Here is a 20,760-nt window from a genome sequence, read left to right as displayed (position 1 = left end):
AGTTTAAAAGAAAAGTCAGTGGGATAGAGCTTTTCCAAGCCACTTAGCAAGCGCGACTATTGTTAAAATGGGCGGCAATCCAGGAGCTTTTGGTAAGACAAACCTCCACGTATATACGCTTTTGGGTTTATACTAGAAGGAGCTTGGTTTTAATCTACAAGGTTCGTGCTATCATAGTAAACTCTTTCCCGCCATATTTCCAAGTTTTTCAACACCGAAGAATTTCAGGATAGTAGGTGCAATATCGTAAAGGCTGGCATTTTCAGTGTCCACATCCTCAAAACCCCAGAGGACAAGAGGTACCTTCATCACTGGCTCATTCATCGAGCCGTGCATACCTTTTACCCAGTAGCTTGACCCCTTTATTCCATCACAGAATCTGTGAGAGCAGAACCAGTAGCCTTCCTTGGCTGAGACTATAATTTCTCCGCTGTTTGGAATATTTAGGTGCGGCAAGTCTTCTCTAAAAAAGACGTACTTTACACCAGGAGCCCTCCTTAATAGTGAATAAGCCTCCTCTGCTTCTTTTGGGTCTTTTAGATAAATGTGCACTCCCCCTCCAGATGAGACCCTTAGTGTTTCAATGCCGTGTTTTTTGAGATAAGCCTTGAGGTTTACCCACGTGTGGACTTTTTCCTGTCCATGGTCTGCAAAGATTATAAATGCGTATTCATCCCTGAGCCTCTCCCACAAAACGTTTAATGCTGTATCCACAGTTTCAACAGCTTTCATGGCTTCATCGCTCAGGGGCCCATAATCGTGTTGCATACCATCAATCGAGCAGAAGTGAACTAGAAGCAAATCCGGTTTGCACTCTTCATATAGATACAGAGCCGAATTCAAGACCCAGCGATCTTTTCTCCAGTCTCTTCCGTGTTCTCTATAGAGGTTATCGTCGCTGAAAAACGGGGGAAATATTCTAACATGGGTACCGCTGAAGGGAGGCATTGTATAGCCGCTAACGGAAGCACTCCTTATTCCTTTTTCCCTTAGGATGTCAACTACCGTTCTTGCCTTTATAACTTTGTGCGGATTAAAAGCAACTTCGTAGTCGTAGAAGTTTACCTTTCTGTCGGCTATTCTATCATAATAGCCGTTTTCCACGACTCCATGAATTCTCGGAGGAACTCCAGTAACTACACTCGTGTGAACCAAATCCGTGAGTGTAGGAAATATTGAATCCACAACTTCAAAGAATCCTTCATCCACTAGCTCACTTAAGAACGGCATGTGTTTTAAATTGTAAACTCCATTGCCGTCGATGCTTATGAGTATGAGTTTTTTTCTCATAGAATGAGCTACGGAAGGTTGGTTAAAAAGTTTAGGGCGATGAGCTGAGATAGTAATCAAGTGTCCTCTGTTTTCTCATCCTCAGAATCCAGCTTTTTTCTAGGTATTTCTCAAGCTTCAGCTCAAGGAATTTTCTGAGTTCATTGAAGGCTTCCTGAAGTGTGTTAAATCTCCCTATTGGGTTCTCCATGGCTTTCTTTACTCCCACCCTTATCTGCCACACACCTACGGGAGCATAGTACTTTGGGGTTACTTCTCTGAACACTATTATTCTTGCCTGCCTTCTTCTTTTCCTAAGGCTTTCAAGAACACTCAAACGGGCGGCATAATACGCTCCTGTGGTCTCTTCAGCGTACCCCTTAATTCCGCGAAAGTCCTCATAGTCATGGATTACTTCGGGTTCGTCGCTTCCAAACAAAGAGCCTTTGAGCCAGACCTCCAAAAGTTCAAAGGCGTAAGTTTCGGGCATCAAAAGCACAGCATATCTGTTCCCCAAGAATTCGTAAAAGTAGAGCTCAAATTCGTTTATGGGCTCATAATGCAGGATTTCTTTCCTTAGTTTTTTACCTATAGTATCCTGCACAGCTGTGATGCTCCACCTTGTCGGAACGAGCTTTCTGTTAATGCCCAAAAGCCCTGCAGAGAGGAGTCTTATTATGTAGTACTCATCAAAGCCCCAGTTGTAGAGTCGCATTATTGCCTGTTCGGCTTTTAGTTCATCACTAACTACGTAATCCGTTTTCCTCGGTATTTTTGGGTTTTCCGTGAGCTCAAAGTCTAGGAGCTCTGCCTTTGGTCCTATTGGGGGAGCAAATTCACTTGGAAGAACCTTTAGAACTGGTCTCTTCTTAAGAAGAATCTCGCTGTCCACGGGCTTTACTGACATTGCCAGCTCTTGAACTTCTTCAAGAATTCTTTCGCTTTTTCTCACGTTAACGTCTGCTTTCATCTCCCCCATGACGAGAAGAGAGCGATAGTAGAGGATATCCCTTATTGTTTTGTTCTCCCATTTTAGAGGACTGTCGAGATGGGAAGTGTTTCCCTCTATTGGAGGAACTAGAGGCCCGATACGGACTTTGGGATAGCCGTATTCGCCAACAAATATGCTTGGGGGGGATGAGCCAAAAATCTCTCTGCGGTTTATCTTATGTTCTACACTCTTGACTACCCTAAAGCGTTCGAGAATTGGACACGTAGGCCTTCCACACAGGAGTTTCCTCCCTTTGCATAAAGCACACAGCTTTGAGTTAAAGAGCTCCATCAGTTTTAAATAGAGAGCAGAGGTATTTATATCTATCCTCGGCGTTGCCTTTTGCGAAAGATTTAAATACCCTCCCAAACTCCTTAATGTTGGACGTGCCGCGGTAGCCTAGCCTGGTAGGGCGCCGGCCTGCTAAGCCGGTGGGCGTGGTCCCTCCGGGGTTCAAATCCCCGCCGCGGCGCCAAAATATCTTCTTCGGGTAAAATGCCGGGATAGCCTAGAGGTGAGGCGGCGGACTGCAGATCCGCTTTACGGGGGTTCGAATCCCCCTCCCGGCTCCATTAAACGCTTTTCAGCCCAGAACCGGTAAGGGGAATGAGCACTTTTGTGCCTTTTTCAAAATAACCCTCTTCTAATAGGAACTTAAATGCAGCATAGGCTGTTGCTGACGTTGGTTCGACTAAAAGGCCCATAGAAATAAGCTCTTTTATAGCCTCTGCTATCTCTTCATCTCCCACAGAAACACATGCTCCATTGCTCTCTTTTAGGGCTTTGAGCATCTGTTCCCTTCTGGGGGGTTCTGGAATAGCTATCCCTTCTGCAAGTCTGCTTTTTTCTTTACTTCTCTTGCATAGGCTTTCATATCCTCTTCCTTGGACGGCGATCATTCTTGGAATTCTTGCTCCTTCAAGTGCCTCCAAATCTTTAAATCCCTTATAGAGACCCAAAAATAGAGTCCCACTTCCGGTGGGTACTAACGCGTAGTCCACATTTCCTATCTGCTCATAAACCTCATAAGCTGTTGTTTTTGTACCTTCGATGAAATAGGGGTTGTACCAGTGCGATATGTAAATTCCCTCCCGAAAGCTTCTTGCCCTTTCATGCACTTCCATTCGTGATCCCTCAACCTCATGAACCTCTGCCTCTAATAGTTTTAGAAGTCTCTTTTTTCCTTCACTTGTGTGTTTTGGAATGAAGATATGGGCATGTATCCCTTCACTTTTTGCGAAGAGCGCCAAGCTTAACGCTGCATTTCCTGAAGAGTCAAGTGTTACCTCTCTTATACCTTCTTCCTTCAGCTTTGCGAGGGTTACGTAAGTGCCCCTGTCCTTGAAGGAGCCGCTGGGCATTAGGTATTCAAGCTTGAAGAAAACGTTGACCCCTTCGATTTTTCTCCCAAGTATTGGAGTTATTGGGAGCGTCAACTTTGGCAAAAACTCCTCTTTTAGAGGTAAGAAACTGAGGTACCTCCTTACGTCTAGGAATTCTTCTCTCAGCAACCCCTTAAAACTACCTTCTCTTTCCCCGATGTATTCAAGAACCCCTCCACATTCGCACATAATTTTAAATCCTTCGTAAGTCCTTCCGCATCTTAGACACTTTAGCATCTTCTCACCTTTTGCAGTAGGGATTTCATTTATATATCCCTTTTCCAAAATTCATGTAGGGGTGAGGGAAATGAAAAAGTTTATGCCCGCTGATAGGCCTCAAACGGAAGAGGGGTACCAATACCACATAGCCTGTAAGCCCGGTGATGTTGCTCGCTACGTTCTCCTCCCAGGTGATCCTGAGAGGGTGCCCAAGATAAGCTCTCTGTGGGATGAAGCAAAGGAAATAGCATTCCACAGGGAGTACAGAACCCACACGGGTAAGTATAAAGGTGTTCCCATAAGCGTAACCTCAACGGGAATAGGAGGGCCTTCAACGGCAATAGCAATAGAGGAATTAGCAGCAATAGGTGCTGACACTTTCATTAGGGTAGGCTCGACGGGAGCAATCCAGCCCGGGATAGAGATTGGTGATTTGATAATAGCGAAAGCAGCTGTTAGACTTGAAGGGACGTCGAAGCAGTATGTTAGAGTTGAATACCCAGCAAGCGCTGATATTGAGGTTACCTTAGCCTTAATCGAAGCTGCGGAAACATTGGGAGTTAGGTACCACGTTGGAATTACAGCCTCTACTGACAGCTTTTATGTGGGCCAAGCAAGGCCTGGATTGAACGGCTACTTCCCGAGCTTTGCAAAGCACCTCATAGATGACCTGAGACAAGCCAAAGTCACGAACTTTGAGATGGAAGCGGCTACACTCTACACCCTTGCAAACATTTATGGTCTTAGGGCAGGCTGTGTTTGTGCGGTTTTTGCGAACAGAATAACCAATGAGTTTGGAAAAGCCGGTGAAAAAGAAGCAGCATTGGTTGCTAGTGAAGCTGTCAAAATCTTACACGAATGGGACGAAGAGAAAGAGAAGAAGGGTAAAAAATACTGGTTTCCAAGTTTGAGGAAGCTTTGATTTCTTATTTAATTTTTGTTGGAAGAATCTATTTTTCAAGACAAGTTTCTCAGAAGGGAGTATGATTTTACAAAAGTGGTGCGGGGGACGGGATTCGAACCCGCGTAGCCCTACGGCACCGGATCTTAAGTCCGGCCCCTTTGGCCAGGCTCGGGCACCCCCGCTCATAAGTGAAAGAGCAAAGTTCGAATAAAAAGCTTTCGGTAATTCAAAAAAGGTAAAGCTTAAAAAGAAATGCTTGTAAGTGAACACAGTCAAGATCATGGAGGGATTAAAATGGCGAGGTTTCCTGAAGCTGAGGCAAGAATATTTAGGAAGTACATATGTATGAGATGCGGTGCTACTAACCCATGGAAAGCAGAGAAGTGCAGGAAGTGCGGATACAAGGGACTAAGGCCAAAAGCTAAAGAACCAAGAGGAGGAGCAGGACGTTAGAGCTACTTAAGCTTGTTTAATGTTTCTTCTATAAATTTTATTCCATCTTCAAGGAGTTTCTCTCCTTTTTCTGTAAGCTTGTAGTATTTCCTTGAGGGTTTTCCGGTTTCGCTTTCGTGCCATTCTGAAGTGACGTAGCCTTCGTGTTCGAGCTTGTAAAGCACTACATAACTGCTCACGGTGGCGGGTTCAAATCCAAATCTCTCCCTTATCTCATTTTTGAGCTCATATGCGTACATAGGCCTTTCTTTTAGCAGTCTCAGTATGTAGATCCACATAACTTCTTTTGTCATCTTCTCTTTGAGTCTTTCCATAGGTGTTGCCATATGTATCACCCTCAATGACACATATTATTTGCTCTTAAAACATTTATGCTTATATAAGATAGTTTTTATACAATTTAAACATTTTGCCACTGTAAAATCCAAAAGCAAAAGGGTTTTAATTGCAGAAACCTAAAGACAAATGGTGAGTCACTATGAACTTCGACTTTGGCGGAATAATGGGTGATATGGGTATAGGGGCTGCTGTTGGGTTTATCACAGGTTATGCGCTTAAAAAGTTCATAAAAATAGTACTCACTTTGATAGGTGCATACATTTTAAGCCTTTTCTGGCTCCAGCAAAAAGGAGTTATAACAATAAACACCGATGCCCTCTTTAACTTTGCGGAAAGTGCAACTACATCAACCTTAAGCTTGGCTGATAAAGTAGTGGGGATTTTACCCGGAACAGGGGCATTTGTTGCGGGCTTTTATTTGGGCTTCCGCAAAGGTTAAATTCTGCTTTATTTATTTTCTCTTATGAGTTATGAGAGAAAAGTTATGCTTCGGCATTCAATAGCGAGTATAGTTGCCCTTGCTCTCTTTGGCCTCAGCAGGCTTATTTACAGCATAGTTATCTCAAGAAGATTCGGTGTCGAAGTTTTGGGAAAAGTAAATTCACTTATATCACAGGCATTTTTACTGGCAGTTCCCCTAAGCTTTTTTGCAGTTGCTCTGGGGAAGTATGCCTCCGAGTTTCTAGGGAGGGGAGAAATGGAAAAAATAAAGTCCATAGCAACTTTGGGATTTTCTTTCCCTTTAGCTGGCTTGGTTTTAGTTCCTTTTAACTTTTATCTGGCCATCCTGGCAGTCTTGAGGGCTCTCCAGCTGACGTTTCGCAGCTTTATCTATGGCCTTCACAAAGGTGAGGTTTACGCTTATACAATGATTGGAGCGTTTGTGCTATTTATTGGAGGATTTTTGTCGGAAAATTACTACCTCCCCTACATTGGCCTTCTTTCTGGCGTGGCCATTTTTGGATTTTTGTACCTTTTTAGGGAGAGGCTGTTTGGAAAACCCTCCTTGGAGACCCTTAAACCTCTTTTGAGGTATTCCAGCTTTGCATTTCTTGGGACAGTTTCGGGGGTTTTTCTTATTCAAGCCCCATACTTCCTAACCGAGAAGCTTGCTTCTCCCGAAGCTGCAGGCATTGTTTCGGCTTCTCTTTCGGCGGCATTTTTGTTGACTTACCTGCCTCAGGTGCTTCAATCTGCGATAATGCCCTTATACTCTTACAAATATGGGAAAAATGAGATGGAATACGTGAAGAGACTTGCTGAAGACTCCACGAAGCTGCTGTCCTTTATAGTGGCTTTGGCGGTTTTTATCCTTATGCTTGTCGGAAGAGAAATTTTATCGCTACTCTTTGGGTTTAATCTGGGTAGAGAGTTCTACCTAACTCTCATGGCGGTAGAAACGTATATAGCGTACAACCCCCAGCATAGTGGCGCTGAACTCGACAAAATATGTAAAAGAAGGGACCATAATTTCACTCCTGGGCGCTGTGGTTTCTCTCGCTGCTTGGATATTCTCGATAAGCCCTTTTGGAGAATATGGGGCTGTTTTCGGGCTCTTTCTGGGATATCTAACGATACTAACTGGCACATTAGTTGTGGCAAACAAGAAGCTGGGAGTTTCGCTCACTTCTTATACTCAATTTGCTGTAGCTCTTTTACTGCAGTTCACTGTATTTCTCTCAAAAACTCTCCTGTTATTAGCTTTTGTGGCATACGTTGGAATATTCAGAAAAGAAATAAAAAGGGTGTTCGAGCTGTTTAAACCTTTCCGTGATAGAGGATTTTAATGAGCTCCTCTGGTAATCCTTCTGCTCTTATTTTGTCCTCTATGATCTTCTTGTCATATTCAACTTCTACGAATTTTGTGTGCAGGTTATCAGCGTTTATGATGGCAAAAGTTGCTTTGTGCTCTTTTCCCGGTGGGAATCCAATGCTGCCGGGACATACTACCCTTCCGTACCTTGTCATGGCATTGACCGGGAGTTTTGGTGATGCTACTAATAGAAGTTCGTAGTCCTTTACCGGTCTCATGACGGCTTCATAGTATGAGGTAGGCTGCTCTGGAAGAACCTTGCCCTCGAAGGGGTTTAATGGGCTTCCGTAGACCCCGAAAATGTCGTTCTTGCCTATTTTATCAACTAGGTATATAGGCAAATCTCTTATGAACTCCCTTCCTTCATGGCCAAGCTTTTCCCAGGTGTATTTTAATGCCTTCTTTACATACGGCTCGATTGCAAGTTCATCGATATAATCCGGCCCTTCGGCATGGGGATCACTCATGGCTATTATCTGGTCAAATTCTCCCCTGATTATCTTTACATTGTTGGTCTTTATCAGGTCATCAAGAGCATCAAGAACTTCCTTTGGATAGGGGAACAATCCAATTATGTTTCCGAGGATGTAATATTTTTCAATCTCGTAGCCTTCTTCTTTGAGTTCCTCAATTTTTCCGAGGGCTTTCATGAGGGCTGGGAAGTTTCCGTTGATGTTCGCCAGTACTGCCACGTATGCCATTCCTACCACCCCCCCAATTTTTCTAACTTTATTTTACTAAAAAGGAGTATTTAAGCTTTTCGAAATTCGGAAGGATCAAAGAACCAGGAGCTTTCTTTTCTTTTTCTTCTTTTGGTTGGTTCCTGCATTGCTGAGCAGATAGAGCATCAACGCGTCCTCTATCATCTCTACCACCTCCAGAATACTACTTTGTTTCGGAGTGGGGAAATGCGGCGTATGAGAAACGCTCTGTATTTTAATTACTAGGCGTTATTTAAAAATTTTTGGTCGTTTTTATTATTGTGGAATATGAGAATAAGATGTGGCGCCCCGGCGGGGATTTGAACCCCGGACCTCGAGGTCCGCAGCCTCGCGCCCTATCCAGACTAGGCCACCGGGGCAACCCAAGAAAACTTTGGGAGAGGCCTTATAAATTTTGCCCGCGAGTTTCTTCATGGTGGTATATGTGGACAGGATGAAGAAATTCTTGGAGTTTCTTCGGGAAGATGATTATGATGGTGCATTAATAACTCCCAGTAGCAACCTCTATTACCTGACTGGAATGGCTCCTCAAGCAACTGAAGAAAGGCTTTTTCTCCTTGTAGTCAATAAAGAAGGAGAAAGCGTTCTAATAGCGCCCAAGCTCTACGAAAACGAGGTTGAATGGGAAAATTCAGTATTCTGGAGCGATGAAGAGAACCCCTATGAAATCCTTGAAAGGGTGTTAGCTTCTCTGAATTTGAAGGGCGGTAAGATCCTGGTGGAAGATACAATGAGGGCGAGCTTTCTAATCCACATTGAGCGACTTTTGGAGGACTGCACTCTCTATCCGCTGAGTGGTATTACAAGAGAACTAAGAATGCGCAAAGACGAAAAGGAACTAAGCCTGATGAAGAAAGCCGCTGAAATTGCAGATAAAGTTTTCTACGAAATAATAAGCAGGGAATTGATCGGGAAGGGTGAAAAGCAGGTTGCACTGGAAATTGAGTTTCTCATTAGAGAACTGGCAGACGGTGTCTCTTTCTCTCCTATAGTGGCATCTGGCGAAAACGCTGCAAATCCTCACCATACGCCAGGTAACAGAAAAATAAGACCCGGAGACTTCGTGATACTTGACTTTCTCTTTAACTCAAGCCTGTCCCTTTAGGGCGGGGTAAAGAGTTCTAAAACTTAGCTCTAAATCAGGAAAGCAAAAACTATTTTAAAGCCTAAAAATCATACCATATCTTAAGATGAAGCGGACAATAACAGTAAAACTACAACCCTCGAAAGAGCAAGAGAAAGCACTCTTCGAATTGGCCCAAGCTACCGCTATCGTATGGAATAAAATAAACTATGAAAGGCTAAAGCAATTTAGAGCTTTCGGAAAAATAGACTTCGCTGGAACAGAAAAAGAAGCCTATCACAATTTCAAAGACTGGATAGGTGGCTCAACAGTCCAGCAGATTTCCAGAAAGAACTCTGAAAGCTGGAGGAGTTTCTTCACCCTTTCGAAGAAGAAAAAGTCTGGCGAATTACCCAGTTGGTTAAAACCAAAACCACCAGCGTTCATAAGGGAAAGGAATGGCAAAAAGCTCTTCGTAATCCTCCTAAGGAACGACCAGTATAAGATTGATGGAAACGTTTTGGAGCTTAGAAGACTTGGGAAGTTTGGAAAGCTTAGAATCCAGTTCAAGGGGAGAATCTACCTCAAAGGCAAGCAAGGAAGATTGGAAATAACCTATGATGAGACTCGGAAGATTGTTTAAGTGCCATAGGGAGGGCGTTGTAATGAATGCTGACCTCGTTGGAGCGTTTAATATTTTAAAGAAGGTTGCCAAAACGATAACCCCGAGCCTCTCGGGTTTGTCGGGAGGTAGGGGTAATTGGGGTGTGGCCACCCCAGAGGGGTTGAAAGCCCGCTTTAGTTGGGGCTTTAATGAAGCCCCTCAAACCTCTCTGCCTTTAGGGTAGGGGTTTCTTTGACGGAAACCCCGTCCTTTAGGGCGGGGAGGAGGTCATGTTTACCATTGAGCCGGGCATTTACATCCCCGATATCGGAGGCGTGAGAATAGAAGACGATGTGGTTGTGAAGAAAAAAGGAAAGAGGCTTACAAACGCCGAAAGGGAGTTAATAATACTTTGAACCTCCTACGTAGACCCCGAGAACCTTTATGTTCTCCAACCCTTTCTCTTCAACTTCAAACGGATCTCTGTCTACTACAATGAAGTCTCCGAATTTGCCCTCTTCGAGGCTTCCAAGCTCATTTTCGGCATGCATTATGTAAGCTGAGCCATATGTGTAGCTGTGGAGGCTTCCCTCTAGGGATAGGCGCTCATCTTTTGTATAGTGATAGGCTTCAACATTCTCAAATTTTCCTCTGGTGACTGCAGCGTAGATTGTTTCCCATGGATTTACGGGCTCTATTGGTGCATCAGTTCCAAAGCCTATCACGATTTGCTCAAGCATGCTCTTGAAGGGGTAAATCCACTTTGCCCTCTCTTTTCCGACCCTTTTCACTGCCCACCAGTCGCTTATTACGAACCTCGGCTGAACCGAGGCAACAACCCCAAGCTCTTTCATCCTCTTTATTTGATCTTCCCTCAAAATTGATGCGTGTTCTATACGGTTTCTCTCTCCTCTGAACTTTTCATAAACGTCTAAGACCATATCAGTGGTTTTATCGCCTATTGCATGGACTGCCATCTGGAGATTCAGCTGGTGGGCTTCTCTCACTATCTCTTCAAGCTCTTCCTTGCTTATGTTAGGGTGTCCAGTTGTTGAAGCGTCTGCATAGGGCTTAGAAAGCCATGCCGTTCTAGCTCCGAGGCTCCCATCTGCAAGAACTTTTATTCCCATGATCTTTACCTTATTACTTCCAACCTTTTTAGTAAGCCCCAAGCCCTTTAACTCCTTGAGAAGGGAGGGGTTCAGATACACAAAAACTCTAATGGGAAGCCTTCCTTCGCTGTCTAACTCTACGAGAGCCCTGAGGCTTTTCTCATTTACACTCACAAAGCCAACAGCCGTGACGCCTTGAGAAAGAACGAACTTGGCCCCTTCTTCGATAAAGTGTTTGTAGTCGTCGAGGGTTAAAGTTTTGTTGATAACCTCTCTCACCTTTTCTAGGGCGTTTTCTCTTATTATCCCGGTTTCAGGGTCTGCGTCTTCATCCTTTTCCAAACCTACAATTTCTATAGCTTTTGTGTTCAGTACAGCCGCATGGAAGCAGGTTCTATACAAAAGCACCGGTTTGTCATTAACAACTTCATCTAAATCTTCTCTCGTAGGATATCTTCCGAGTTCTTCCTGATCCCATCCAAAGCCAAGAATCCAGCTTGTGCTTGTTTTTTCTGCGTATCCTTTGAGCTTCGTCTTTAGTTCCTCTATGCTTTTTGTTCCCTTTAAATTAAGCATTTTCAAAGACTGCCCAAGGGAGTTTAGATGCATGTGTGAATCAATAAAGCCCGGCAGAACAGTTTTTCCGCCCAAATCTACTACTTCTCCTCCAAGCTCTTTGGCAATTTTTGGGCTTTCTCGCTCTCTCCTGCGTAAATAATCTTTTCGTTGGCTACCACAATCGCTTCTACAATTTTTATTGGCTTAAAAGAGACGTATATTTTTCCGTTTACAAAAGCCCTGATCAATTTACCTCCCCTCTCTTAGTTTGTCGATACTCTTTTATATTTCCTTTGGTTGTCTTGCTTAACAGTTCTTTTTAATCGAAAGCTTTAAATATTTTCGTGAATAAATGTGAGTGTATGGTAGTGAAAGAGAAGCTCTACACGGTGAAGCAAGCGAGTGAAATACTCGGCGTCCACCCAAAGACAATCCAAAAATGGGACAGAGAAGGGAAAATCAAAACCATTAGAACACCCGGCGGAAGGAGGAGAATACCAGAAAGCGAAATAAAAAGACTTCTCGGAATAACCGAGGAGAAAGGCTTAATCATTGGCTACGCAAGGGTATCAAGCCACACACAAAAAGACGACTTAGAAAGACAAGTCAAAGCAATAGACCAATACGCAAAAGAACGAGGCTGGCAAGTCCAAATACTCAAAGACATTGGCTCAGGATTGAACGAGAACAGGAAGAACTACTGCAAACTCCTCGAACTCGTGACAAATGGAGAAGTCTCAAAAGTCATCATCACTTATCCAGACAGGCTCACTCGTTTCGGTTTCAAAACTCTCGAATTCTTCTTCAAGGAGAACGGTGCAGAGATAATAGTAATCAACGAGAAAGAAAAATCTCCACGAGAAGAACTCATTGAAGATTTGATAACAATAATCTCGCACTTCGCTGGGAAACTCTACGGAATGCGCTCCCACAAATACAAAAAGCTCAAGGAAAGCGTGAAAAAACTAATCGAGGAGGTCGAGAATGACTAAAGTCGTTCTAACATACAGAATGCAACACGACTGGAACGTTAATCCCTTCCTCAAGGAATACCAGAAACTACTCCAGAGGGCAATTGATGAAATATGGGAAAATACAACTTGGAGAGAGAAGAGAGTTAAGCATAGATATTCTCTCGGAAGAAAAAATTATCGCTACTACACGACAACCCGCCTAATCCCTTATTTTCCGCAGTCTAATGAGTTCAAGCGAGAACTGAGGGACGAACTCCTCCGAGAGTGGCCTTTCGCCAAGCACTACGTTGATTCTGCAATAAAGACCGCTTATTCAATCCTCAAAAGCTGGAGGAAGAACTACCTCAAGGGGAAGCGAAGAAGAGCAAAGCCAGTCGTTAAGAGAAAGTTTATCCGAGTTAAAACAACACTAATGAAGGTTAAAGGCTCGAAGATAAGGGTAACCATCAAGCCGAGGGAAGAATACCTTGAGCTGGACTTCTCGAAGGAGTGGTTCTATGAGAGGGTTAAGGACTGGAATGTTGGTGAGCTGATAATCAGGGAGGACGATGTCCTACTAACCTTCTCAAAGGAAGTCGAGTTCTCTGGAAGAATCAAAATCAGCATTGACAGCAACCTTACGAGCCTCGACATCTTTCACCCTGAAAAGGGCTGGATTAGAGTAGACTTGAGCGAGCTACACAGGATTGCCGAGACTTACGACAGAATTATTGATATGCTAAAAAGCGTTCAGCGGAAAGCTCCAAAGAGGATTGGAGTTCTCCTTAAAAAATACTGGACTAGGAGGAGAAACAGGATTGAGGATTACCTGAACAAGCTTGCAGTCCAGCTTTCGAGGGAGTTTCCCGATGCTGTTTTCGTCTTCGAGGATTTGGACAAGTTCAAAATGCTCCAGAATGGTTCGAGGAAGTTCAACAGGAAGCTTTCCCGTGCCACTTGGAAGAAAATCGTTGGAAAGCTTTCTTACCGTGTTCCGATTGAGTTTGTTAATCCTGCTTATACTTCATCCACCTGCCCGGTGTGTGGGAGTAAGTTGGAGTCCCGAAACGGGCTGGTGGAGTGTTTTAATTGTGGTTTTGGGGCTGATAGGCAGTTTGTTGGTGCTTTCAACGTTTTCATGCGGGGACTTGGGGTCGCCCTGAGCGGGGCTGAGCGTGATGAAGCCCAAGTCCGTCGTGAGGGTTGATTTGAATGGGCGGAGGTTTACTCACGCTCACTCATAAAAGCTCACGACGGACAGACCCCTATCAAAAAGTCCTTAAGTGGCAAAGCGTAATGCTCAATAGCCGATGAAGAACGGTTTCGGAGCTGAAGGGTGATGTAACCAGCTATCGCTGAGGCTCATATTTATAAATTCGTTTAGTGATCATAACCCCGGTGAGGGCAAATGTTTGGGAAACTCAAGGAAAAATTAAGCTCATTTGTTGATAAGGTTGCTCAGACTGAAATAAGTGAAAAAGACGTTGAGAATGCACTCTGGGATCTTGAGTTGGAGCTTTTAGAGGCGGATGTGGCTTTAGAAGTTGTAGATGAGCTTAAGGAAAAAATAAAACAGAAGCTTGTTGGACAAAAGGTTAAAATAGGCACAAACAAGAGGGAGATTGTAGAAAAAGCTGTTAAAGAGGCTGTTCTTGAAGTTTTAACACATGAAAGACATATAGACCTCTTAGAGATGATCAAATCAAAAAAAGAAAAGCCGTTCGTGATAGTTTTTGTTGGCTTTAACGGAAGTGGAAAAACCACTACAATAGCTAAGCTTGCCAACTGGCTTAAGAAAAATGGCTTAAGCGTTGTTATAGCCGCTAGCGATACCTTTAGGGCAGGAGCAATAGAGCAGGTAGAGGAACATGCGAAGAGAGTGGGGGTTAAGCTCATTAAACACGGTTACAAATCTGATCCAGCTGCTGTGGCTTACGATGCCATAGAGCATGCAAAAGCGAGAGGAATCGACGTGGTTTTAGTTGATACAGCCGGAAGAAACGAGCTTAACAGAAATCTCATGGATGAAATGAAAAAAATAGTCAGGGTTACAAAGCCGGATCTGGTTATATTTGTAGGGGATGCACTTGCCGGAAATGCAATAATAGAGCAGGCGAGGCAGTTTAATGAGGCGGTTAGGATTGACGGAGTTATTCTAACAAAGCTTGACGCAGATGCAAGGGGAGGTGCCGCATTAAGCATAGCCCATGCCATTGGCGCGCCAATACTTTTTGTTGGAGTTGGTCAAGGATATGACGATTTAATGCCCTTTGATGAAAAATGGATGCTGGAGAAAATTTTTGGTGAGTGAAAATGTTCTTGTTTTTTAAGACATTTTTTTATGTATTTGGAACGCTTTTTGCAGTGATGAATCCAATTGGAGCTGTCCCGGTGTTTCTTTCTATTGCCCAGCACTGCAGATCTTATGAAGGAAGGATCACTCTGGCAAAGAGAACATCAGTGGCCGTTTTTATGACCTTGATAACCTTTGCACTCTTAGGGGAGTGGATATTCAAATTTTTTGGCTCCACAATAGATGCATTCGCAATCGCAGGAGGAATTTTGCTCTTCAGAATGGCATTGGAAATGCTAAGTGGTAGTCTCTCTACTATAAAAATAACCCATGAAGAGGAGGAAGAGGCTCTAAGTTTAAGCGAGATTGCCGTAATCCCCTTGGCAATTCCTTTAATCTCTGGTCCGGGTTCAATAACAACTGTAATGATACACATGGCAAAAAGCACCGACTATTTGGGAAAAATAGCCGTGATTCTTGCGATTTTTGTGGCAAGTTTTTCAGTTTACTTGGTGCTCATGTCCGCAGAAAAAGTGCAGCAGAGGTTTGGTAGGGTTGGCATAAGGCTTATTACGAGAATGATGGGGCTTATACTGGCTTCAATGGCCGTTCAGCTTGTAATCAACGGAATTAAAGGGGCTTTTGGACTTTAATAGTAACATTTTTAAATTTTTTAGGGAACCCTAATTGTGGGTGAGAAATTGATACTAGCTGAAAACCTAACGATTTACTACGACAACTATAAAGCAGTTGAAGATATCACTTTTAAGCTGGATAGTGGAGAGACTCTTCTTTTGCTGGGTCCAAATGGTGCGGGAAAAACAAGTCTTCTTAGAACGATTGCAGGGCTTCATAAATCCTATGAAGGCAAGCTTCTTGTTTTTGGAAAGCCCCCTGTTGAAGTGAAGGATTTAATCTCATATGTTCCCCAGAGTCATTCTTTAAACGAACGTGTGCCTTTGAAGGCTATTGAAGTAGTTGCAATGGGGGCCCTTTACAAAAAGGGTCTCATTCACTTCAATATTCCAAAATCAATCCTAAAAGAAGCTGAAGAAGCTTTGGACTTTGTGGGGCTTGGGGAGATAAAAAACAAAAGGTTTGCAGAGCTTAGCGGCGGACAAAAGCAGAGGGTTCTATTGGCCAGGGCACTCGTTTCAAAACCCCAGCTTCTCCTTTTGGACGAGCCGTTGTCTGCCCTAGACCCCAGTGCCAGAGTTGAGGTAGTTTCCGTCCTTGCAAAAATAAAGCGTGAGATGGGGTTAACGATGATAATAACAACTCATGATCCTAATCCATTAACGGAAATAGGGGACAAGATAATGCTTATCAATAAAAGACTTATAGCCTTTGGAGCTCCAGAAGAAGTTCTTAGGGATGAAATTATAACCAAAGTCTACGGACCTCTATCCAAAGCGGTTAGAGTGGGGAAGAGAATGTACTGCTTTATAGGAGACGTTCACCTTCACGGGAGGGGAGAAGTTTGATCCCCGAGTACTTGCTCAGGGCTCTCTTAGGTGGGGTAATGGTCAGCGTTTTACTGGGTATGCTGAGTCCCCTGATAAACATGAAGGGCTTAGCTTTTCTTACCCATGCTACTTTCCACTCCTTGCTCTTTGGAGCTGTTTTGGGAATGATACTCGGGCTGATATTTTCAAACTTTTCTCTGGTTCTGTGGGTGGCTCTAATAATCACGATTTTTGTTGTTATCCTAATAGCTCTTCTCGAAAATAGAGGATTCAGCAGTGACACCGCAATAGGGGTAATAGCGAGCTTTATAGCTGGCTCTACTGTACTGGCTTTTGGAGTTCTGTATAAGGTTATGGCGAGCAAGCCATATTTTGCCCTCTCCCAAAGCATAGTATCCTATTTAACGGGGGAGCTTTTCCTGATAACGCTCAACGACTTGATTTTTTTGGTCTTAGGAGGTGCCTTGATATTCTTTGTGATGCTTGCATTTTACCGTGATTTCCTATACGTTAGCTTCGATGCTGAGGGACTTGAGACCTATTCAGGTAATGCGAGGTTTTATCTCACTTTGCTCTACGTTCTCGTGGGCGCTACTGGTGCGTTAATAGTTAGAACCGTTGGATTGATAACCCTCCAGGTTGTGGCGGTTTTGCCAGGTACAATAGCCATGATGCTCAGCAATGACTTGAGAAAGATTCTTGGAATAAGCTTAGGTTTAACTCTCTTAGTGCAGGTACTCTCAATAGTGCTGGCTTACTTAACAGACATCCCTCCAAGCGGAATAGCTACGATAATGCTGGGGCTTGTCTATGGGTTCTTAGTCTTGAGGAGGTAGGGATATGAAGCTGGGAGGAATAGATGAAGCCGGCAGGGGACCAGTTATAGGCCCTCTTGTAATTGCAGCGGTTGTTGTCGATGAATCCCGTATGCAGGAGCTTGAAGCTTTGGGAGTCAAAGATTCAAAAAAGCTAACACCAAAAAGAAGAGAAGAGCTATTTGAGGAGATTGTGCAAATAGTTGATGACCACGTTATCATTCAGCTTTCCCCAGAGGAGATAGACGGCAGAGATGGTACAATGAACGAGCTTGAAATTGAAAACTTTGCCAAAGCGTTGAACTCCCTTAAAGTTAAGCCGGATGTGCTCTACATAGATGCGGCCGATGTCAAGGAAAAGCGCTTTGGCGACATTATAGGTGAAAGACTTTCCTTCTCTCCAAAGATAATCGCCGAACATAAGGCAGATTCAAAGTACATTCCAGTGGCTGCTGCATCAATACTAGCTAAAGTTACCCGTGACAGGGCAATAGAGAAGCTCAAGGAGCTTTATGGGGAGATAGGCTCAGGATATCCAAGTGATCCAATTACAAGGAGGTTTCTGGAGGAGTATTACAAGGCTCATGGGGAATTCCCCCCAATAGTGAGGAAAAGCTGGAAGACCCTTAGAAAGATAGAAGAAAAACTAAAAGCTAAAAAGACTCAGCCCACTATCTTGGACTTCTTAAAAAAGCCTTAATCCTTTCGAAGGTTTCCTTTATCCATGTTGAGATGCCTCTCATCCATTCCCAGTACATTCTGATAGACCTTTCGAAGTACTCCCACTTTATTATGTCGTATGCCATTACTCCAAGTGCCACCGCTCCCGGAGGAACTAACGGAGTGGCATAAAAGCTGAACTGGGTTTTTCCACCTAAAATCCACTGGAGAGCATAAAAAGCTATTGTGCTCCAGAATATCCCAAAAGGCACCAAAAGCTTTCTTCTTCTTGTTGCAGCATAGGGGATTGTGAATATAAACACAACCATGGAGAGCATCAAAATTGGGTCTGTTGCCGCGAAGATATCTGGGTTGTAGTGAAAGGGAAATGGCTTAAGGCTTAGGAACCACTCCCAGAAAGGTGAATTCGCCGGATGATCTCCTTTGTAACTGAGATGCCATCCAAAGCTTCCAATGAACTCAGAAAGCCATGGGAAGAATCCTATTGCCTTTATTATCGTGATCTGTGGTAGTAAAAATCCGAGGGCAGGTAAAATAAGTGCCGAGAGCAGAATCTCCCTAATCCTAATTTTATCCCTTAAGCTTTTTATGAGCAAAACTGGATAAGGAAAGGCACCGTTTAGTTTTGTGGCTGCAGCGAGACCTATGGAAAGACCGCTTGAATTGTATTTCTCAGAGATCAGGAAGTACATGAAAACCGCAGTGAAGAACGCCACGTGTATATCAAGCATTGCAGCAAGGGACGTTGCGTAAAGAAGGGGATCAAAGGCAGAAAATATCAACGCTATGAAAGCTGCAAGATAACTCTTTGAGATTTTATATGCAGCTAAGAAGACGAGAATGTTTATTATAGCGTGTTCTATCAGCCCTGGCAAACGCCAGAAGATAGGCTTGTCCTCTATCAGCATTCCAAGCATTATTATATCCTTCCCCAAAAATGGATGCTCCGTGTTCAGATAGTTTTGGATGTTCTCCTTATCAGGATAGCGGAAGCCTTTTACGACTTCAACCCCTTCTATGCTTTTGACTTCTTCTATGAAGGCTTTGAGGTTTTCGCGGGGGATTTCATAGTAAACGCCGTCAAAATTAGAATATGGTTTGTAATAAGTGTAGTTGTATTTTCTCGCTATTGTTTCGATTTTAAACTTGATCTCATCAAAATCAGGAGATGGGGTTTTGTTTAAGGGTATAAATTCTACTCTTATTCCCAACTTTGAGAGAATTGCTGGCGTTTGAAGGTTTACGTTTCTCGTATAAGGTCTCGTGAATTCAAATCCAAAAGCAGAGACTTTTACATGCCCCTTAATAATTTCTCCGCTTGCAATTATATTCACCCCTTCTGAATTTGTTGTATCGTTTACGTAATGAAGTTCAGCTCCAAGCTTGTGGAGGACGTTCCTAGCTGCTGGGATATACCATACCTCATCTCCAATGTAGTCATAGAGTTCTGAACTGGAAGCTTTCTCATATGAGTACCAGAAGGTTCCAACTATTATTGCAGCTACTGCTACAAAATAAAGCTTCTTTCTAAGGTTCATGCTCTCCCCCACTAAGTTTCACTTGATATCTTTAAATTATTTCCCATAAACCTTTAAAAATTGAATAAAAATGGAAAACAGGTGAGAGAATGGAAGAAATGGAAGCGCTTATTGAGCAAACTGTTGAGATGATAAAGCGAGGTCTAGACGAGAGAAAAATACGGGCGAGACTTCCTAAAGAAAAAGCTGACGAGATAATCGAGATAGCGAGGGCAAGGATAAGGGCAAAGGATAAGTTCTCAAGAACTGATCTGTGGATGGACTTGGAAGGCCTTAGGTACGCCACTCACGAGGTTGTGGCTGAATATAGGGCAAAGAGAGTCAAACCAAAAAGCATAGCAGATGTGAGCTGTGGAGTTGGAATCCAGCTGATATTCTTCGCAAAATATGCAGAAAAAGCCTATGCTATAGACATCGATGAGAAAAAGCTCTTCTACGCAATGAAAAATGCCGAGAAATATGGGGTTAAAGATAAGATAACCTTCATTCATGGGGACAGCCTAAGTAAGGAAGTTGTTGATCAGATAGATGCTGATGTAGTATTCTCCGATCCCGCAAGACCTCCGGAGATGCCTGAAAGGAGACTTGAGGATCTCCTCCCGAGTCCTCTTGAAGTTTATGAGGCTTATAAGCACAAGACCGATGCTTTTATCTTTGATCTCCCACCTCAGATAAGGAGAGAAAAAGTCCCGTGGAGAGGTGAATTTGAGTACATTGATTTATATGGAGCACTCAACAGGCTGACTTTCTATTTTGAGCCCTTAGCTAAGGCAGAGCGCTCTGCAGTTATGCTTCCTAAGGGAGTTAGACTTGAAAGCAACCCCAATCTTGAAAACATCATCGAGTGGAGTGGAGAAGTTAAAGATTATTTGTATGAAATTCCGCGGAGCATTGACTATGCTGACCTAATAAACGAGCTCTTTCACGCAGTAGGAGGCAACCTATGGATGCTCATTCGGGAAAAACGCAGAGCAGTTGCAACGAGTGATGAAGAAGTTAACAGCGAATACTTCAAGAGACGCTACATCGTAAGAAGTGTTCTCGACTTCCATCCAGTGAGGATAAACGACTTTTTAAAGAGGGAAGGATATGGCAGGGTTACCCTAAAGATTTCAATTCCTGACAAAGAATACTGGCAGTTCAGGAGAAGAGTTGAACAAGGTCTGAAAGGAGAGAAGAGGGCTTACCTATTCAAATTCAAAGACAAAGCAATAATAGCTGAGCCCCTCGATTAATCTTCCTGAATTTCGACTATTTTTGCCCTTTGTATCCTTTTTGAGCCGATGCGAAGGGCTTTAAAATAGTTTATGTGCTCATCGGGTAAAAAATTATCCAGTTTAGTTGATTTAAGTCTCTTTTTCTTGGAGGTTTTGGCTTTATTTTCGCTCCTTATTTTAATGGAACCGTTTATGAATTCATCCAGCTTCTTCTCCATTAACCCACCCAAGATACTAAGGTTGTTTGGAATATATAGGTTTTTTGGAAATCTCTCTTGTGCTATTCCACTTCTTCTGATATTTAGTCATAACTGCAGGGCTTAAAAACCAAAAGAAAGTGTTTTGAACAATATCTCAAAAGAAACACC

The 20,760-nt window shown here is 43.3% G+C and carries 24 protein-coding genes, 4 tRNA genes and 1 pseudogene; 18 read left to right on the top strand and 11 right to left on the bottom strand.

What is annotated here, in order from left to right:
* Positions 1 to 171: 171 nt before the first annotated feature.
* Together OCC_RS02510 and OCC_RS02505 are read right to left on the bottom strand one after the other, a co-directional pair.
* Positions 172 to 1,290 carry an alkaline phosphatase family protein gene (locus OCC_RS02510; RefSeq protein WP_004068060.1) on the bottom strand — a complete coding sequence of 373 codons (1,119 nt, stop codon included), beginning with the start codon at positions 1,288 to 1,290 and terminating at the stop codon, positions 172 to 174.
* A 31-nt stretch (positions 1,291 to 1,321) separates the two neighbouring features.
* Positions 1,322 to 2,554, bottom strand: a complete 1,233-nt coding sequence (locus OCC_RS02505; RefSeq protein WP_048874666.1) for an Nre family DNA repair protein — start codon at positions 2,552 to 2,554, stop codon at positions 1,322 to 1,324.
* A 94-nt stretch (positions 2,555 to 2,648) separates the two neighbouring features.
* On the opposite strand from OCC_RS02505, the gene OCC_RS02500 reads away from it, so the two are divergent.
* Together OCC_RS02500 and OCC_RS02495 are read left to right on the top strand one after the other, a co-directional pair.
* Positions 2,649 to 2,735, top strand: a tRNA-Ser gene (locus tag OCC_RS02500).
* Positions 2,736 to 2,757: 22 nt separating this feature from the next.
* Positions 2,758 to 2,832: transfer RNA gene (locus OCC_RS02495), tRNA-Cys, on the top strand.
* Here OCC_RS02495 and OCC_RS02490 read toward each other — a convergent pair.
* Entirely contained in the window at positions 2,833 to 3,879 is a 1,047-nt protein-coding gene (locus OCC_RS02490; RefSeq protein ID WP_004068058.1) for a pyridoxal-phosphate dependent enzyme, read from the bottom strand.
* Between the two features lie 70 nt (positions 3,880 to 3,949).
* Between OCC_RS02490 and udp the strand changes: the two genes are divergently transcribed.
* Positions 3,950 to 4,783: a uridine phosphorylase gene (gene udp, locus OCC_RS02485; protein WP_004068057.1), complete on the top strand. Its 834-nt coding sequence runs from the start codon at positions 3,950 to 3,952 to the stop codon at positions 4,781 to 4,783.
* Between the two features lie 76 nt (positions 4,784 to 4,859).
* Here the strand turns inward: udp and OCC_RS02480 are convergent.
* Positions 4,860 to 4,947: transfer RNA gene (locus OCC_RS02480), tRNA-Leu, on the bottom strand.
* A 112-nt stretch (positions 4,948 to 5,059) separates the two neighbouring features.
* On the opposite strand from OCC_RS02480, the gene OCC_RS02475 reads away from it, so the two are divergent.
* On the top strand, positions 5,060 to 5,218 hold the full coding sequence (locus tag OCC_RS02475) for a 50S ribosomal protein L40e (protein WP_004068056.1): 159 nt from the start codon (positions 5,060 to 5,062) through the stop codon (positions 5,216 to 5,218).
* 2 nt (positions 5,219 to 5,220) lie between these two features.
* On the opposite strand, the gene OCC_RS02470 is transcribed toward OCC_RS02475, so the two are convergent.
* Positions 5,221 to 5,544 (bottom strand): PadR family transcriptional regulator, encoded by a 324-nt coding sequence (locus OCC_RS02470; protein ID WP_004068055.1) that lies wholly within the window; start codon positions 5,542 to 5,544, stop codon positions 5,221 to 5,223.
* A 152-nt stretch (positions 5,545 to 5,696) separates the two neighbouring features.
* On the opposite strand from OCC_RS02470, the gene OCC_RS02465 reads away from it, so the two are divergent.
* Positions 5,697 to 5,996, top strand: a complete 300-nt coding sequence (locus OCC_RS02465; protein ID WP_004068054.1) for an FUN14 domain-containing protein — start codon at positions 5,697 to 5,699, stop codon at positions 5,994 to 5,996.
* Between the two features lie 24 nt (positions 5,997 to 6,020).
* A complete protein-coding gene (locus OCC_RS02460; protein WP_238565074.1) occupies positions 6,021 to 7,319 on the top strand; it encodes a lipopolysaccharide biosynthesis protein in 1,299 nt (432 codons plus the stop codon).
* Here OCC_RS02460 and OCC_RS02455 read toward each other — a convergent pair.
* On the bottom strand, positions 7,316 to 8,071 hold the full coding sequence (locus OCC_RS02455) for a metallophosphatase family protein (protein ID WP_004068052.1): 756 nt from the start codon (positions 8,069 to 8,071) through the stop codon (positions 7,316 to 7,318). The genes OCC_RS02460 and OCC_RS02455 overlap by 4 nt on opposite strands.
* Positions 8,072 to 8,373: 302 nt before the next feature.
* Positions 8,374 to 8,451, bottom strand: a tRNA-Arg gene (locus OCC_RS02450).
* A 53-nt stretch (positions 8,452 to 8,504) separates the two neighbouring features.
* On the opposite strand from OCC_RS02450, the gene OCC_RS02445 reads away from it, so the two are divergent.
* From OCC_RS02445 to OCC_RS02430, 4 genes and pseudogenes are all read left to right on the top strand, one after another.
* Positions 8,505 to 9,197: a M24 family metallopeptidase gene (locus OCC_RS02445; RefSeq protein WP_238565073.1), complete on the top strand. Its 693-nt coding sequence runs from the start codon at positions 8,505 to 8,507 to the stop codon at positions 9,195 to 9,197.
* An 85-nt stretch (positions 9,198 to 9,282) separates the two neighbouring features.
* Entirely contained in the window at positions 9,283 to 9,798 is a 516-nt protein-coding gene (locus OCC_RS12200) for a helix-turn-helix domain-containing protein (protein ID WP_004068050.1), read from the top strand.
* Between the two features lie 22 nt (positions 9,799 to 9,820).
* The gene (locus tag OCC_RS13135) at positions 9,821 to 10,003 is read left to right on the top strand and encodes a hypothetical protein (RefSeq protein ID WP_004068049.1); all 183 of its coding nucleotides are present in this window, start codon (positions 9,821 to 9,823) and stop codon (positions 10,001 to 10,003) included.
* 49 nt (positions 10,004 to 10,052) lie between these two features.
* Positions 10,053 to 10,175, top strand: a pseudogene (locus tag OCC_RS02430) (M24 family metallopeptidase); the annotation flags it as partial.
* On the opposite strand, the gene OCC_RS02425 reads toward OCC_RS02430, so the two are convergent.
* Positions 10,161 to 11,522: an amidohydrolase gene (locus OCC_RS02425; protein WP_004068047.1), complete on the bottom strand. Its 1,362-nt coding sequence runs from the start codon at positions 11,520 to 11,522 to the stop codon at positions 10,161 to 10,163. The pseudogene OCC_RS02430 and the gene OCC_RS02425 overlap by 15 nt on opposite strands.
* Before the next feature lie 5 nt (positions 11,523 to 11,527).
* Positions 11,528 to 11,677 (bottom strand): hypothetical protein, encoded by a 150-nt coding sequence (locus OCC_RS12760; protein ID WP_004068046.1) that lies wholly within the window; start codon positions 11,675 to 11,677, stop codon positions 11,528 to 11,530.
* Positions 11,678 to 11,791: 114 nt separating this feature from the next.
* On the opposite strand from OCC_RS12760, the gene OCC_RS02420 reads away from it, so the two are divergent.
* The 7 genes from OCC_RS02420 to rnhB all read left to right on the top strand — a co-directional run bounded on the left by OCC_RS02420 (position 11,792) and on the right by rnhB (position 17,656).
* Positions 11,792 to 12,421: an IS607 family transposase gene (locus OCC_RS02420; RefSeq protein ID WP_020953612.1), complete on the top strand. Its 630-nt coding sequence runs from the start codon at positions 11,792 to 11,794 to the stop codon at positions 12,419 to 12,421.
* Positions 12,414 to 13,589 carry an RNA-guided endonuclease TnpB family protein gene (locus tag OCC_RS02415; RefSeq protein ID WP_020953611.1) on the top strand — a complete coding sequence of 392 codons (1,176 nt, stop codon included), beginning with the start codon at positions 12,414 to 12,416 and terminating at the stop codon, positions 13,587 to 13,589. The genes OCC_RS02420 and OCC_RS02415 overlap by 8 nt, the downstream gene beginning before the upstream one ends.
* Before the next feature lie 201 nt (positions 13,590 to 13,790).
* Positions 13,791 to 14,693, top strand: a complete 903-nt coding sequence (gene ftsY / locus OCC_RS02410) for a signal recognition particle-docking protein FtsY (RefSeq protein ID WP_004067218.1) — start codon at positions 13,791 to 13,793, stop codon at positions 14,691 to 14,693.
* A gap of 2 nt (positions 14,694 to 14,695) precedes the next feature.
* Positions 14,696 to 15,328 carry a neutral amino acid NAAT transporter SnatA gene (gene snatA, locus OCC_RS02405; protein ID WP_004067220.1) on the top strand — a complete coding sequence of 211 codons (633 nt, stop codon included), beginning with the start codon at positions 14,696 to 14,698 and terminating at the stop codon, positions 15,326 to 15,328.
* A gap of 48 nt (positions 15,329 to 15,376) precedes the next feature.
* Entirely contained in the window at positions 15,377 to 16,159 is a 783-nt protein-coding gene (locus tag OCC_RS02400; RefSeq protein WP_004067222.1) for a metal ABC transporter ATP-binding protein, read from the top strand.
* The gene (locus tag OCC_RS02395; RefSeq protein WP_004067224.1) at positions 16,156 to 16,977 is read left to right on the top strand and encodes a metal ABC transporter permease; all 822 of its coding nucleotides are present in this window, start codon (positions 16,156 to 16,158) and stop codon (positions 16,975 to 16,977) included. The genes OCC_RS02400 and OCC_RS02395 overlap by 4 nt, the downstream gene beginning before the upstream one ends.
* A gap of 4 nt (positions 16,978 to 16,981) precedes the next feature.
* Positions 16,982 to 17,656: a ribonuclease HII gene (rnhB, locus tag OCC_RS02390; protein ID WP_004067226.1), complete on the top strand. Its 675-nt coding sequence runs from the start codon at positions 16,982 to 16,984 to the stop codon at positions 17,654 to 17,656.
* On the opposite strand, the gene OCC_RS02385 is transcribed toward rnhB, so the two are convergent.
* A complete protein-coding gene (locus tag OCC_RS02385) occupies positions 17,628 to 19,175 on the bottom strand; it encodes a phospholipid carrier-dependent glycosyltransferase (RefSeq protein ID WP_004067228.1) in 1,548 nt (515 codons plus the stop codon). The two genes, rnhB and OCC_RS02385, sit on opposite strands and share 29 nt — an antisense overlap.
* An 89-nt stretch (positions 19,176 to 19,264) precedes the next feature.
* Here OCC_RS02385 and OCC_RS02380 point away from each other — a divergent pair, with 89 nt between their 5' ends.
* Entirely contained in the window at positions 19,265 to 20,410 is a 1,146-nt protein-coding gene (locus tag OCC_RS02380; RefSeq protein ID WP_004067230.1) for a methyltransferase domain-containing protein, read from the top strand.
* Here the strand turns inward: OCC_RS02380 and OCC_RS02375 are convergent.
* Entirely contained in the window at positions 20,407 to 20,610 is a 204-nt protein-coding gene (locus OCC_RS02375; protein WP_004067233.1) for a PCNA-inhibitor, read from the bottom strand. The genes OCC_RS02380 and OCC_RS02375 overlap by 4 nt on opposite strands.
* Between the last annotated feature and the right edge of the window lie 150 nt (positions 20,611 to 20,760).

The organism is Thermococcus litoralis DSM 5473 (assembly GCF_000246985.2).
Lineage (GTDB): Archaea > Methanobacteriota_B > Thermococci > Thermococcales > Thermococcaceae > Thermococcus_A > Thermococcus_A litoralis.
This window is presented reverse-complemented; position numbering and strand designations above follow the sequence as displayed.

Bases quoted from the DNA above. Each gene is read 5' to 3' on its own strand.
- OCC_RS02420 (WP_020953612.1), top strand. From the start codon at position 11,792: ATGGTAGTGAAAGAGAAGCTCTACACGGTGAAGCAAGCGAGTGAAATA.
- OCC_RS02445 (WP_238565073.1), top strand. From the start codon at position 8,505: ATGGTGGTATATGTGGACAGGATGAAGAAATTCTTGGAGTTTCTTCGG.
- OCC_RS02455 (WP_004068052.1), bottom strand. From the start codon at position 8,071: ATGGCATACGTGGCAGTACTGGCGAACATCAACGGAAACTTCCCAGCC.
- OCC_RS02415 (WP_020953611.1), top strand. From the start codon at position 12,414: ATGACTAAAGTCGTTCTAACATACAGAATGCAACACGACTGGAACGTT.
- OCC_RS12200 (WP_004068050.1), top strand. From the start codon at position 9,283: ATGAAGCGGACAATAACAGTAAAACTACAACCCTCGAAAGAGCAAGAG.
- ftsY (WP_004067218.1), top strand. From the start codon at position 13,791: ATGTTTGGGAAACTCAAGGAAAAATTAAGCTCATTTGTTGATAAGGTT.
- OCC_RS02460 (WP_238565074.1), top strand. From the start codon at position 6,021: ATGAGTTATGAGAGAAAAGTTATGCTTCGGCATTCAATAGCGAGTATA.
- OCC_RS02375 (WP_004067233.1), bottom strand. From the start codon at position 20,610: ATGGAGAAGAAGCTGGATGAATTCATAAACGGTTCCATTAAAATAAGG.
- OCC_RS02490 (WP_004068058.1), bottom strand. From the start codon at position 3,879: ATGCTAAAGTGTCTAAGATGCGGAAGGACTTACGAAGGATTTAAAATT.
- OCC_RS02385 (WP_004067228.1), bottom strand. From the start codon at position 19,175: ATGAACCTTAGAAAGAAGCTTTATTTTGTAGCAGTAGCTGCAATAATA.
- OCC_RS02475 (WP_004068056.1), top strand. From the start codon at position 5,060: ATGGCGAGGTTTCCTGAAGCTGAGGCAAGAATATTTAGGAAGTACATA.
- snatA (WP_004067220.1), top strand. From the start codon at position 14,696: ATGTTCTTGTTTTTTAAGACATTTTTTTATGTATTTGGAACGCTTTTT.
- OCC_RS13135 (WP_004068049.1), top strand. From the start codon at position 9,821: ATGAATGCTGACCTCGTTGGAGCGTTTAATATTTTAAAGAAGGTTGCC.
- OCC_RS02510 (WP_004068060.1), bottom strand. From the start codon at position 1,290: ATGAGAAAAAAACTCATACTCATAAGCATCGACGGCAATGGAGTTTAC.
- udp (WP_004068057.1), top strand. From the start codon at position 3,950: ATGAAAAAGTTTATGCCCGCTGATAGGCCTCAAACGGAAGAGGGGTAC.
- OCC_RS02465 (WP_004068054.1), top strand. From the start codon at position 5,697: ATGAACTTCGACTTTGGCGGAATAATGGGTGATATGGGTATAGGGGCT.
- OCC_RS02380 (WP_004067230.1), top strand. From the start codon at position 19,265: ATGGAAGAAATGGAAGCGCTTATTGAGCAAACTGTTGAGATGATAAAG.
- OCC_RS02470 (WP_004068055.1), bottom strand. From the start codon at position 5,544: ATGGCAACACCTATGGAAAGACTCAAAGAGAAGATGACAAAAGAAGTT.
- rnhB (WP_004067226.1), top strand. From the start codon at position 16,982: ATGAAGCTGGGAGGAATAGATGAAGCCGGCAGGGGACCAGTTATAGGC.